This window comes from Bacillus proteolyticus (assembly GCF_001884065.1).
In the GTDB taxonomy this organism is placed as follows: Bacteria; Bacillota; Bacilli; order Bacillales; family Bacillaceae_G; genus Bacillus_A; species Bacillus_A proteolyticus.
The window spans coordinates 19736-33358 of record NZ_MACH01000036.1; the positions used below are offsets into that span (position 1 = coordinate 19736).

Here is a 13623-nt window from a genome sequence, read left to right on the forward strand (position 1 = left end):
AACCTCCTATTTTTTTATAAAAAGAAACAATGTAGCTTACGTTACATTGTTCTTTGATGCCTCATGATCTAAACGCTTTTGTCTTAAATGACTAATTCGTTCTTCCACAGTTTTCTTTGCCATCTTCACACTTTCCATCTCCTGTTTATCAGTTGTGATAATGCTGTCTACACCTTCCAAAAAGAAATAACCATTTAATAATTCAATTAAAACTTGTGTATTTCTATCCGCACTATTTGCACCAAGACGAATTTTTGTTAGCTCACTTTTTAACACATCGTGTAAGTTATTCGATACCACTTCCGTTATATAATTTAGTGACCATTCTGTGCTTTTTGCTGCTTCATGCTCCTTGCAAATTCTTCCCATTGCTTCCCCTGTATATCGAATTCCGTGTTCCTCCATATAATCCTTTATATAATCCTCTGTCTCTTGATCCATCGTTACCTGTCTTCTAACTGTACTCATTTAATAACCCCTTTCATTTTGATATGCATTCTCTTTTTGCATACGCTCATAATACTTTTGGTTCTTCCAACTTTCATATTCACTTTTAAAAGCACGCTCCACTTTCTTCATGGAATACTGAATAGATACATTTTGTTGAAATTTTTGAAACAGCTTTGATTTTTTCATATGATGGATTCTCTTTTGTTCTTTATCATATGCCTTCATTTCTTGTAAAAAGGCGTTCCCCATTCTTTTATACAAGTCATTAATTTTATTCGTCTTGTAATTTTCATATTGCTTCTTATCATACTTGCCTTCCCCGTATGCTTCTTTGAAAACTTGCACTTCTTTATCTAACTTTTGGAGAAACTGATCGTAATCTTTTTTATGATGATGTTGAATATATCTCCTGCTTAATTCATCAATTTCCGGCTTCAATGGCTGAATTGTATTGTAGCTATATTGCCACTGTCTTTTATCACTTGGTAACTGTTTATAGATTTGTAAAAACAATGGTTTCAAATGTTGATTGCGCCAATCAAAAACCGAATCCTCTTTTTTACTTCCCACCATATTATTTCGAATCAGATCATTAATTTGTTTTTGTTCCTGCTTACGATCTAACAGATTATTTACGACTTTTCCCCTCATCGCATCCAATGTTTTGGGTTTTCTTTTTCCACGTTCTCTCGTTGGAAATGGTTCAACAGTTGCCACATGAATATGAATGTTTTCCGTGTTAAAATGAATGGCTGCCGACCAGGTAGAACTTTTTTCTAATCCCTCTCTTTTTTGCATTTCTTTCATCGCAAGCCTGGTTACATCCATTAACTTTTTTTCATCTAAAGTCTTTGTCTTCGAATCATAAATGCCTTGTTCCTCTAGCCAAGGATTATGAAAAGAAATGACATCCTGCCACATAATACTTCCATTTTCGTGAGCGGTTTTAAACATTCCCTTTAAGGATTTTTTCTCACTTTCTGTTAAACGATTTGCGTGTTCCGTAAATAGTGCCGATGTCTTTTCTGGATTTCCCATATATTCTTGATACGTTTCAAACATTTTCGGATTCAGCTTCACTTCACTTTGTGCTTCTTCCCGGTCTACATACTCAATATAGTTCTGAAATGCATCCGAACTTGGTAACACAAATTTTGTTTTTAAAACAACACCCGGTGTACTGGAAGATTGAACAGGAACGGCATTACTCATTTTCATCATCCTGTGTCATGAGTTGTATAAACTCATTCATTTTTTTCATTTCGCTATAACAATCATTCATCATATGGATGTTCTTTTGGATGATATTTTCTAATTCCATTTCTCTTTTATTTTGTTGCTGAAAAAATGCCAGCATTTCAATTTGGTCTTTCAAAAATTTCTGCCTGGATAATCCTTTCCTCTTTGCAATTTCATCTATTTTCTTTACGGCAATTGGATCTACTTCTCTAATTCTAATTTCCACTTTTCCCTCTCCTTTCTGCAATTCTGGGTAGAGATCAAAAAATAGTGAGAAGAGCATAAGGGGTTTTTGTTCCCACCTAGGGTGTGAAGCTAGGCGGAGCCTAGCAAAACGATGGGAACAAGAAAACCTTCAAGGTGAGTACTCACTGATGACACAAATCAAACAGATGAGTACTCACTGACGATACAAAAACCACCACATGAGCACTCAATGAGTACTCAAATTTCACTGGCGAGTACTCACTGACGACATGACCATGTTCAGTTTTTATTAATTTCTAGTGCCTTTTGCTCTAATTTTTTGATCTTATCTCGTGCAATTTTTTGTTCCCCTTTAAACAATTCAACGTTCTTTTCTGATGATTTTATTTTGGATTCTAAAGATGCTATTTTCGATTGAGTTTCCGTTTTTTCTGCTTCGGTTTGGTACTTCATTTCATCTTTCAGTTCTTTCACTTCCTCAAAAACTGTCTTCCCATTTTCTTCTTCAAGCTTGATTGCTTTCCCATAATTTTCGATCTTTGTTTCAATATCTTTTTTGTCCCTTTCTATAAAATCTAACTCATATGTTCTTTTGTTTTCAGCTAACAATTCATCATTTGCTTTTGTTTTTCTTTGATCGGTAAAAATCGTCTGAACAAGTTTATTGGGACTCTTTGTACTTGTATTTTCTTCTTCGTACTCGTTAACATCTTGTGTAAACTTCCGAATATCCATTTGTTCTTTTTCACTGTTTTTATTGTAAATATCTAAAGCTAAAGCGCCCCAATTTGGAGATAATTCTTTGACTTCTATCACGTAATTCCCGTTCTCTTCATACAACACTTTGACAGGTAATTGAACACCTGGCTTTCCTTTTTCTTGTGCCTTAAACGTAAAGCCAGTTTCCTCATATCCTTCTATCCGAAATCGAATTTCTATGAAGTTTTTATGTGGATTATACTCCCTTTTCTCTACAATCAATTTTCCCATCCCCGACAACTTGATTACTTTATTTGTTTCCGTATGGAATAGTTTTTCATCGTTCGGCATGTAAATTTTAGATGTCAAGAAAGCGAAAAAACCGATAAATAGAAAGCTGATAATTGCTAGGTAGATCCATGACTTATTTCTTCTTAAATTGATTCTTTCACTCTTCTTACTGATTGCACCTATCACACTCTCACCTCATCTTTTTTTGTTATAAAACTTGCACATTGAGTTCTTCTACACTTGTAACTCGCCATGTTTCCTTTTCCCTTTTTATGATGATTCGCAACACACTTTTAACTTTTTCTTCTCGATTTTGCGCTGAATCCGTCGTGACATTTATAAATTCAGCTAACACATTTACTTCTTCTTGATCGGGTTTATTTTCTTGTAAATAAAACTTCATTTCTATTGGTTTCGTTTTATAGGTATCTCTTAATTCGTATTTATCAGTGGGATAGAATTGTTGTAAAAGTTCTTCACTCATAATGGATTTTGCTTTTTCTTTTCGCTCATTATAGCCTTCTTTTTCTCGATGAAAGGATAATTGAATAAACATTTCGGCTGTCGATAAATACGCTCTTCTCTGTTGTTCTTGTGCGGAGGGAAGCACCTTATCTAGTCGTCTTTTTAAGTCTTCATTTTGTTTTGTTAGTAATTCATTTGAAAGTTTTAACTGTTTTTCTTTGCCATCACTCATTGATTTTTTGCTCAAATAGATATTAAAAGCTGTCACACCTACAACTAAAATGACAAACACAATAAACAAAGATTTTCGTTTATCTTTCATTCTTTCAGTCTCCTATTCTTTCGATTTTTAGAACCTTCTTACATGACCAGAAAAGACTTTCTTCCAATACGGATTATTTAAATCTTCAATGGAAACACCTTTATTTGTTTGGCAACCAATGAAAGTATTTTTATCAATTACAATGCCAACGTGTCCGTCATGCTTGTAGGTATCAAAGAAAATAACATCACCCGGTTTCATATCATTTGCTGATACTGTTGTACCGATTTTATTTAATGTTTCCGTACTTACAGCTCCTATCGGACTGGTATACATCCCTACTTGTTCGAATGCCCAACGTACAAAACTTGAACAATCAAAAATCCCTCTTGCAATGTCATTTGTATTACGTCCTCCACCAAATACATAAGTAGAACGCCCTATCCATTGGCGACCTACATCAGCAACTTTTGAACCGCTACTTCCTCCACTTCCTGGATTTCCCCCTCCACCAGAAACGACAGAACCTGGTTGATAATATTTCAAAACGGCATCAACATACATTGCGTCGCCATAGCACGCGGAGTAGGGTATCATCTCTGGCCTTACACAACGATACATGCCCGTATGTTTCACTTTTTGATATTGTTGTTGTGAAAATTTAATGGCTAATTCTTTCGTATACTTGCCACCATTCGCGCTAATAAAGTCAAAAAATCCGGTCCCAAAATTGTAAGCTTGAAGGGCTGTTTTGATATGGTCCATGTCTCCTGGACTCGTTACTCCAGCTCTTTCTATCGCATGTTTAAACTCCTGTACACCAGCCCAAATGGAATAGTCAGGATCTGTAATACAGTTTGGTGATTTACAATATTTCGTATTAAATGCCCCTTCAGAACTCTGCATCGGATCACTACCACGCCCTCCGCTTTCTTGCATCATTTGGGCAAGCATTAAAGCGACAAAGGGTTCCACACCAAACTCTTTCGCATACTTACGAATCGTAGGTTCCCATTTCAAAACTTCGGGCGATACATTCATCACTTGCCCTTCACCTGTATACGTAATGTCACCCGTGTCTGTTCCTGTTCCACTATCACTTCCCATTGCTGCAATGAAAATACTAACGACTCCAAGTAAAAGAAAAGAAAAAAGACCCATCACAATTAACGCTAAAGTGATGAGCCATTTCTTTGGTATGATCTTTAAAACAAGATGCATGGTATTAAGCACCTCCCCCGAATAACATCAATTCTTCATCTGTTACTTCTACATGAAAGTGAATGTTTTTTACAGCTCCAATACTTAAAATGACATCCCCTGTTGGTAAATGTGGAATCGCTGCAATTTCACTTTCACTTAACTGTCCAGCAAAAACTTTTCGTAACATATCTAAACTGTTATTATCTTGTTGCATGATAAATTTGTACTGTGTTAACTCAAATAATACTTTGATATCATCAATTCGTGCCTGTGAAGAACCTTCCGGTACAAAGTCTCGAATACTGTGACTTGCATATAAAAGACCAGCAAAATATTTTCTGTCTTCCCGGCTAAATTTAATTAAAGATCGTAACGCATGTTCACTTTCTTCTTTCGTGTTGATAATACGGTGTGATTCGTCAATCAAAATGAAATAACGAATTACATCTTCAAAAGCAAGATGCTTTTTATTAAATGCATCTAATTGTGGCGCACCATTTGAAATCATCTCATCCCAAAGTAAATTTAAGATGTTAAAAATTTGAGCACCAAATACTTCATTTTTGAATTCTGAAATATTCCGTAAAGAAAAGGAAACAACTTGTTCCTTCTTGAAATCTTCAATCGTAGAATGACCATCGAATAACTCTCTATAGGCTTCTACTAAATTAACAAGATTCAACTCAATTTTTTCTAACCGTTGTAATCTATTTTCACCCAGGTTCTCACGATGTTTTCTTGTATCCACATCTTCATATAATTCCTCACGAACATATGCTAAATAATCCGAAAAAATCGGATACTCTGTTGGTTTTTTGTTTGTAATTTCATTTTTTGCTCCCTTATCCGGATTCCATAATTTCTTTTTAATGTATAATCTTCTAAGTAAATTTTCATATTCTTTTATCTCATCATCTGGTGCCTCCGGCGCAATAAAACGATAAAAAATTGTGAGTTTAGATAAATGTTGAATGAAACTCACTTGTTCACTTTCTGCGGTTTTAAAAACTTGAAGTGGATTAATTTGTCCTTGTGAACCATCCAATGCAATTGTTTTCCCGTTTAGATCACGTACCGTTTCCTCAAATTCACCTACAATATCAAAAATGCGGATAAAATGTCCTTTACTTGCATAATCAACCGCTTTCTTTTTGAGTAAGGTTGATTTTCCAGCCCCAGGCTTTCCAATGATTACTCCGTTATAACTTTTCCTTTGATGGTCTTTATGAAACATATCAAGGATTACATTCCCTTTTGTTTTCGTTGTTCCATAATACGTACCGTATGGATCGTGCAAATAAGAATAGTGAAATGGACATCCACCAGCCAAACTGACTGCCGGAATTTCTTTCCCTTTTCTTCGGTTCACATAGTTCTTTTGTACATCAAAGCTCGTAACAAGTGCATCCCATTCATACTCCTGTTCATTTAGAAAAACAGCTCCTCGAAAGTTATAGGATTCTAATGTTTCCATGATTTCTTTCACTTGTTTTTCTAACTCATCTAATGTTCTAGAGGAGACATAGATACGTATGTGAATACGTTTCATGACCTCGCCTTGTTTCAAATCCGTATAAAGAGCTTCCAGCTCTTGAAATTCATTTTTTGCATCAATCCGATCTATATTATCTTTCGCTGTATCATGCCGAACACTTTGTTCACTCATGGATTTATTAATGGATTCGACGACCTCTTTTCGGTCATCACTCATTACATCTAATGTGGTAATCACATTTGGCATATTCATAATTTGCTCTAGCCAAAAATCATTTACCTCTGTTGGATAGTCAAACACATGAATACAAGTACCCACTCCATCACCTGTTTGCACATAACTTTCTTTAAAACTTACACCCCCTTGTGGTTGGACTCTAGCTACTAAATAAGGATTGTAGCCTTTTTTCTTTTTTAGTTCTTTTTGTTTTTCCTTTTTGGATTTTTTACTTTTGAACGCAAACATGTTGTTTCCCCCTCACTACCATATATTTTTCGTTCCCAATTTCGCATTTTGATTAAACAATTTAAACATAAGCTCTAACTTTTTCTCTTCATCCACCTCTAATAGTTCAGTAGAACGCTTAATATATCGTTTGGCTGCATCCACACGTTCTTTTACGATCAATTCCGTTTCTCCGTAAATAAATAAGAAAGCTTCACGATTTGTTCTCCCCCATTCTAAAAATTGAAGCTCTTTTAACTTCTGATTTAAAATTCGTTCATATAAAGGATTGGTACAATCTTTTATTTTTTTCTCTATATATCTTTGTTGTTCGGTCGTTTGGCATGGGAAGTTTAAAAATACAAGTTTAATGGACTGTTTATAGGCTTGATAAAAATAAGCATGTGAAAAAATAACAAATGCTTGTTCTTCGCTATTCTTAGAGAACATATCGTCACCTTCGACTTGAAGGATTTCTAAAAACTCCTCATTTTTCAGCTCAAATATTCCATCCTCCGTCATGTCTATGATTTGCATAATTTCCGCAATGCTTTTCTTTACCTTTGGTGGTGCTTCTTTCTTTTTTCTAGAGAAAAAGCCTAAAAGTTTGGGATTTTTCTTTTTCAAAACATCTTTCTTTGGCTTTTCTTTCTTCTGTTTTTTCACTTTTCTTTCTATCTTTGTTTTTTCTTCCTCTTTCTTTTCGTCGGGTACCACCTTAACAATTTCTTTTGGTTCAGAAAATGATTCCTTTACATTTTTTTCGTTAAAACGAAATACCTTTTTCTTCGGTCTTTCTATTTGTTTTGGTTTTTCTTTTTCTACATCTTTTTCGCTGAATAACGCCATATGTGACCCCTCCCTTATTGATCGTTATCAATGGCACAATATGCACCTTTTCTTCTTAGCAATGTAATAATCAATACTTCATACATTCGTTTTTGAGGATTCGTACTTGGTCGCCAAATCATGATAATGGCAATAACCGCCATGAAAATGACGAATGGGAGTTGTAAAGAGCCATGTACAAAATTCCTAAGAATCATCGTTACAACTAATAAACCAATCAATAAGAAAAAATCTATTAGATATAGCACTTTATTAATCCGTAATTCTGTACTGATTTCCTTCGGAATCCGATAGCTTCTCATCGGGATTCCCTCCTTTTCGACAATAAAAAATAAGCGTTCGGTTACGCTTATTTTTCATCTGTATTCTTTTTATTTTTGTTCACTATATCTCTCCAACTTTTACCTGTATTTTGACCCGTTTGATACAAACGCTTTGTATTTTGTACCGTTTCTGAATTATTGATTCGTTCCTGAACCCCTCTTACTGTTTGCTTAACGGATGATGTAGTTGAGCTATAACCTTTTTTAACTGTATCCGTGGCATATTGTCCTAATGTACGTGTTTCATGACTACTACCTGCTGCCACTTCTTTATCACTTTCATAAGGAACACTTGGGCTACTATGTGTCACCGTTACGATATCGGCTGGTTCCGGGCTACTTCCACCCGTTACTGGTCTTGATGTTTCCACTGGTGCCGGGCTACTTCCACCTATTACTGGTCTTGATGTTTCCATTGGTCCCGGGCTACTTCCACCTATTACTGGTCTTGATGTTTCCATTGGTCCTGGGCTACTTCCACCTATTACTGGTCTTGATGTTTCCATTGGTCCTGGGCTACTTCCACCTGTTACTGGTCTCGCTGTTTCCATTGGTCCCGGGCTACTTCCACTTGCTACTGGTCTTGGTGTTTCCATTGGTCCCGGGCTACTCCCACCTGTTACTGGTCTTGATGTTTCCACTGGTGCCGGGCTATTTCCACCTGTTACTGGTCTTGATGTTTCCATTGGTCCCGGGCTTCCTTCACTTGTTCCTTGTCTTACTCCTCCTGCTGTTTGATTCCCTTCACTTGTTCCCTGTCTTACTCCTCCGACTGTTGGGCTTCCTTCACTTGCTCCCTGTTTTACTCCTCCTGCTGTTTGACTTCCCTGACTTGCTCCTTGTTTTACTCCTCCGACTGTTGGATTTCCTTCACTTGCTCCTTGTCTTACTCCTCCTGCTGCTTGATTTCCTTCACTTGCTCCACTTACTTTTCCAGCTTCCTTCATTTCATCTTGAAGACTTGTTGTTCCTGATTCTTGCCCACTTGCTACCTCTGGTTTTTCATCCCCTTCTTTTTTCATATCTTCTTGAATAGATGGATTACCACCATTCTTTTTATCTTCTTCCTTATTTAAGTTACCTTTTTCCTTTTCTTTATTTGCTACATCATTGCCTTGTGTTTTTTTTTGATCCGCTTTTTTCATTTGATCTTGCAAAGACTCTTTATTTCCGGATTCATTCCCTTTTTTCAAGCCACCTACGATACCTGCCATACCCCCAGCCGCATTTGCGGTTTTTGTTGCTGCAACACCAGCCCCTTGCGCTGCACCTTTTGCTCCTTTTCCAATCATATTTCCTAGACCTTTCATTGGTTTTGAATTTGCAAGACGGCCAACTCCTTTACCAAGTGCGAAACCACCTGCTAAGCCACCTGCTAACATGCCCCAACTGCTCTTTAATCCAATATCTATCCCAAATAACCTTTCCACTACTGCTGGGCCATCTAGAACTGCCATACTAAATGCGGCTAATGCAATAAGATATGGTACACCACTTAATTTGTCATGGAGAAACTCCGTTCCCATTATATATAGCTTCAAAGATAGGAATATCATAATCGTTGCTACAAATATATTGAGTATATTTGATAACACGGCTTTTAACTTTTGACCATTCGCAACGTCTGCTGGTGCTAAAATATTGGCTAACAAGTAGTTAAACGTCAACTCATAAAATAATCTAGCTAACTTAATACTTACTAATAACAACGTTGCGCCTGTTATCAGTAAAGTAAAGAATATATTCCAAAAGTTCCAATGCCATCGATAATACTTTTCAGGGAAGAAATCAAACCATCCATCTTTCAATTCTGCTAAAGATGCGGTTCCTAACCCATCCATTACTCTTTTATTTTTCAAAATTTCCTGTCCATCATCTGATAACTTTTTATCCTTTGCAAACTCAAAATCTTTATCTATTTTTTCAGTAATATCTATCTGCCTGATGTTTTTTTCTGGAATATGATTTTTCGGATTTAAATCTTCTTTCTTCTTCCATCCGTTTTGATCTAATACTGCAATATCCGTTATATTTTTCTTAATAATTTCATCACTTAAAGAACCCTTTTGCTCTGATTTTACAACCGCTATGGCATCGTCTGTGAACTTATCGACCTTTGTCATACCAGTACTTAATAAACAAAGTACACTCAGCGTAACGAATATATTGATGATAATTTGAGAACGGTTCATTTGTTTGTTCATAATGAACATGTAGCCAATATATAAAAACGATATAGCTAAAAGAACGACGAATAATGGATATAACATATCAACAAACTCTTGTACTCCTGGTGAATTAAAGAATCCTTTAATCCCCAATATGGCATCTGTCACACCCTCCAAGCCATCTACAATTAAAGATAGACCTTGAATTATAAACCACCCTATCCATCGAAACACATAATTAACAATGTCACCCACTTGGAGATAATCCGAGAACTCTTCTAAAGTTTTTAAAATCTCTTCATCTTTCACCATTTATCCTCCTCTCTTGCTTACTACTGTCCTAATACTTCCTTTGCTGTCCAATTCACCCTTTCATTCAGTCTGTCAATACGAATAATCAATTTCCCTTTTTGTTCCCGATCTACTGAAAGGAAAAGAACCGCATCTTCTAGACCAAGAATGACCTCATTTTCTTCTGTTACAAATGGCGAGTAACTATCTAAAATCAATTGCATTTTATCTGTTATTATCGGTACACTCATTCTCTCTTCCTCCTTTATTTCTGGATTCAAAAAGGCACTCAATTATTTGAGTGCCTTTCTAACTCGTTACTTGTTCTTTTTCTTCTAAATCACGCAAGATTCGATTAATTTTGTTTTCGACTGCTTGATAAACACTTTTGTCGATGTGATCATTGTGAGCTAACATTTGAAATTCACTGTAAAACTCGCCCATTTCTTGATTTTCAACTTCATCTATTGATTTGCCTAACTGCGATAAAAAGAACTTATCAACCAGTTTCAAAACCGCTAAATCAGATTCAAAAAATTCATTAACAGTTTTTCCCTTCCAATTTTCAATGGAGAGGGAATCGAACGGGCTATCTTCCTGCTGAAATGCCTCTTCCGGAATATCTTCATCAATTCCCATCATTGTTGGTTCTTCTACTGGCTGCTGTGGCTCTACTGGTGAAGAAGTTTCCTGTTCTGGCTCTGGTGCTTCTTTCTTGGTTTGTTCTACCTTGGTTTGTTCTACCTTTCTTTCTCCTAGGAAATCTACAATGAGTTTTTTAGGATCTACATCATCATGTAGGGAATCAATATCTATATCTAAAATAGATTTATCTGTATCGAACTCTACCCCTAGGTATTCCCATCTGTATTTTAAGGCTGTTTCTTCCGTATTATAAATTGGTCGTGGTCTGATACGTGTTCGATTATTATCTTGACGTTTTATTACACGAATAACAGTAGTTTCTCCTTCTTTAAGACTCATAAGTTCATTTGGTGTTAACAGTGGTCGTTGATCTAGACTTTCGGTTTTGTTTTTATCTGTAGAGAGACTTTTTCCACTTCGGGAAAGTGTGTTAATTGTCTTGTTCCCAAGCTTCTTCGATACTCTTTCGGCTGTCTGTTGGTCGTTTGTTAATATATAAATGGTATTCCCACAGTTGCCATCAATGGTATCTGCATCATCTCCATACTTGTTTTTTAGTTGTGAATATGCTTGAATGATGAGATTAAAACGGATATTTCTTCCCAAACAAACCGTTGCTAACGTTGCCATTCCTTCTATACTCGGCATGTTTCCAAACTCATCCAAAATAAATACTACTTCACGATGACACTCATTACCACGAGCAAGGGATGCACCCTTGGCTAATATGAAGTAGAGCTGTCTTACGAAAATAGAAGCAATGACATGATTTGAAGAATCATAGTCAGGTGTAATCATAAAAATTGCAACTGGTTTATCGAAATAATCCATTGTTGTTACCTGGATATCTTCATTTTCTTCTACTACTTTAAATTCTGTATGACCCGTCTTTTCATCTATTTTTTTAATAGAAATAGCTGTTTTCTTTTTCTTATCTCCCTTTTCATTCAATTGAATTGTATCCCCAACTCTTACTGATTGCTTAAAATCTATTGCAAAACGTCCTGTTATATCTGATTTTATGGACTCTATCGAACCATCCGGGAATACGATTTCTACTCGCTTTCTTGGCTTTGTTTTTCCTTTTATCGTCATTCCAAAGCCAACACGTTTTAAATCCACACTATTTTCCGCTGTCATTTTAGCAATTTCATCGAACGTAAAAATAGAGAGTCCATTCATTGTTTGGGTGAAGATTCCGCCTCGTGTCGTTCCTTTCGAGAAGTTTGAGGTTGCATATTGCATTTTCGCAACACTATCTGCTGGCAACCCTTCAAAGTATAAATCTAATGCATTTTCTGGATCTGCTTTTGGATCTACGATTACCTCTTTTGATCCAAGTTCTGATAACATATTCGCTACTGCATACATTGTGATCTTTTCTTCTGTTCCTTCTGCAATACATTTGTCTGTAACTGCTAATATCATGGCATTACACAAACTCATAGCGCACTGTTGCCAAAAAGGATCTTTTACATTTGGGTTATAATACAAGGTGTGAGACAGTGTTTTACATAATGATTGCGCTGTTGAATAGTCTCCATCTTTATAGGCATCTTTGACCAGTTGTAATAAGTTATAACTCATAGAATCCAATGGATTTAATAAATTTAACACTTCAATGTGATACCCTCGTTTTTCCAAAGTTTCTTTGGATGCGCTAAAAATTTCCCCTTTCGGATCATTAATTATTAATGAAGGCTTATGTTCCGCTCTAGAATAGACATCAATTGTAGGAAATACAAAGGTTTCCCCTTTACCAGAGCGAGTTGTTCCAATAATTAAATTGTTCACTGGGCTATCATCAATGAATACTTTGTCGCCTAGTCGAGAAATAACAACACCACCGCCACCTTCAAATGATTCCTCTCGATCTGGTACGGCTCGATATTGCTTTTTCAGCTCTTCAACTGTTGTAAAGCGACTAGATCCTTTCTCATGATTATTTAAGTTTTTGAAGGAAGCTTTGAGTTTGTATACTGTTCTTACTATCGTTCCAATCACTATAAGGAAAACAAGTAAGTAATAAATCGGATGTTCTGCAATTGGCATCCGAAAAAGAAATCCTACCTCCATATGAAATGGTTTTGGGTGTAATAAATCACTTAATGTTGTTTCTATCAGCTCTAAAGATGAGTTGAGTAAAAAATTAGCGATTAAAAACATTCCAACAAATAAAAAAGTACTCAATGGAATGAGTACTTTTTTTTCAGCTAACTTATATTTAATTGAGATTTTATCCTTATACATGGGTAAGCGAATCCCCCTTTAAACCGTTACATCTGATTTTGACTCTTGTTTATTTAATTCTGTTGGCTTCTCTGGATTTGTTGGTTTCTTCGGCTCTGTTTGTTTCTCTGGATTCTTTGGCGGATCTACTGGCGGCTTTGGCTTCTCTGGATTCGTTGGTGGATCTACTGGTGGTTTCGGCTTTTCTGGATCCGTTGGTGGATCTACCGGCGGTTTCGGCTTTTCTGGATCCGTTGGTGGATCTACTGGCGGATCTACCGGCGGTTTTGGTTTATCTGGATCCGTTGGTGGATCTACTGGCGGATCTACCGGCGGTTTCGGCTTTTCTGGATCCGTTGGTGG

At 36.2% G+C, this 13623-nt stretch carries 12 protein-coding genes and 1 pseudogene; all 13 read right to left on the reverse strand.

All coding sequences use genetic code 11. The features are described 5' to 3' along the window. Positions 1 to 36: 36 nt before the first annotated feature. Positions 37 to 468, reverse strand: a complete 432-nt coding sequence (locus BAQ49_RS04130) for a hypothetical protein (RefSeq protein WP_071744294.1) — start codon at positions 466 to 468, stop codon at positions 37 to 39. Beyond that, complete coding sequence (gene mobP2 / locus BAQ49_RS04135; RefSeq protein ID WP_071744295.1) at positions 469 to 1662, reverse strand: MobP2 family relaxase; 1194 nt, start codon at positions 1660 to 1662, stop codon at positions 469 to 471. Further along, positions 1655 to 1915: a hypothetical protein gene (locus BAQ49_RS04140; RefSeq protein ID WP_071744302.1), complete on the reverse strand. Its 261-nt coding sequence runs from the start codon at positions 1913 to 1915 to the stop codon at positions 1655 to 1657. The genes mobP2 and BAQ49_RS04140 overlap by 8 nt, the downstream gene beginning before the upstream one ends. Before the next feature lie 260 nt (positions 1916 to 2175). Beyond that, positions 2176 to 3072: a hypothetical protein gene (locus BAQ49_RS04145; RefSeq protein ID WP_071744296.1), complete on the reverse strand. Its 897-nt coding sequence runs from the start codon at positions 3070 to 3072 to the stop codon at positions 2176 to 2178. Between the two features lie 22 nt (positions 3073 to 3094). Beyond that, a complete protein-coding gene (locus BAQ49_RS04150; protein WP_071744297.1) occupies positions 3095 to 3673 on the reverse strand; it encodes a YddI family membrane protein in 579 nt (192 codons plus the stop codon). Positions 3674 to 3700: 27 nt separating this feature from the next. Then, positions 3701 to 4834, reverse strand: coding sequence for a bifunctional lytic transglycosylase/C40 family peptidase (locus BAQ49_RS04155; RefSeq protein ID WP_071744298.1), 1134 nt, complete (start codon positions 4832 to 4834; stop codon positions 3701 to 3703). 4 nt (positions 4835 to 4838) lie between these two features. After that, entirely contained in the window at positions 4839 to 6776 is a 1938-nt protein-coding gene (locus BAQ49_RS04160; RefSeq protein WP_016105653.1) for a VirB4 family type IV secretion system protein, read from the reverse strand. 15 nt (positions 6777 to 6791) lie between these two features. After that, positions 6792 to 7604: a TraC-like domain-containing protein gene (locus tag BAQ49_RS04165; RefSeq protein ID WP_071744299.1), complete on the reverse strand. Its 813-nt coding sequence runs from the start codon at positions 7602 to 7604 to the stop codon at positions 6792 to 6794. 14 nt (positions 7605 to 7618) lie between these two features. Further along, positions 7619 to 7906, reverse strand: a complete 288-nt coding sequence (locus BAQ49_RS04170) for a DUF5592 family protein (protein WP_048375734.1) — start codon at positions 7904 to 7906, stop codon at positions 7619 to 7621. 47 nt (positions 7907 to 7953) lie between these two features. Then, positions 7954 to 10404, reverse strand: a complete 2451-nt coding sequence (locus tag BAQ49_RS04175) for a pLS20_p028 family conjugation system transmembrane protein (protein ID WP_071744303.1) — start codon at positions 10402 to 10404, stop codon at positions 7954 to 7956. Positions 10405 to 10427: 23 nt separating this feature from the next. Further along, complete coding sequence (locus tag BAQ49_RS04180; protein ID WP_002166624.1) at positions 10428 to 10637, reverse strand: hypothetical protein; 210 nt, start codon at positions 10635 to 10637, stop codon at positions 10428 to 10430. A 58-nt stretch (positions 10638 to 10695) separates the two neighbouring features. Continuing rightward, positions 10696 to 13281 (reverse strand): VirD4-like conjugal transfer protein, CD1115 family, encoded by a 2586-nt coding sequence (locus tag BAQ49_RS04185; RefSeq protein WP_071744300.1) that lies wholly within the window; start codon positions 13279 to 13281, stop codon positions 10696 to 10698. Positions 13282 to 13299: 18 nt separating this feature from the next. Further along, positions 13300 to 13623 (reverse strand): annotated as a pseudogene (locus BAQ49_RS31070) (hypothetical protein); the annotation flags it as partial.